We start from the raw sequence: 305 nt of genomic DNA, 5'->3' as shown, positions 1-305 counted from the left end.
AGGCCAGTGCGGACGAGCTCTACGACCGCATCGACGCGTTGCTGGCGACCCCGGCCTTCCGCGCCCGCGCGCTGCACGACCGCCTCAACATCGAGTTCATCGCCACCACCGACGACCCCTGTGACGACCTCGAGCACCACCGCCGCATTCGCCAGGACCCCGACTGGGACGGCGCCGTCGTGCCGACGTTCCGGCCGGACACGTACCTCGAGGTGGTGCGCCCGGACTGGAACCGGGACGTCGACCGGCTGGGGGAGTGCGCCGGGACCGGCGTCGACACCTACGCCGGGTGGGTCGCGGCGATG

General features: G+C 72.5%; 1 protein-coding gene. It reads left to right on the top strand.

What is annotated here, in order from left to right:
- Window positions 1-305 (top strand): glucuronate isomerase (locus FOJ82_RS16040; protein WP_185975860.1); only part of this gene is annotated, 305 nt, incomplete at both ends.

Source organism: Tessaracoccus rhinocerotis, assembly GCF_007197885.1.
Classification (GTDB): domain Bacteria; phylum Actinomycetota; class Actinomycetes; order Propionibacteriales; family Propionibacteriaceae; genus Arachnia; species Arachnia rhinocerotis.
The sequence above is the reverse complement of the archived record's forward strand: the minus strand, read 5'-3'. Positions and strand labels throughout refer to the sequence as shown.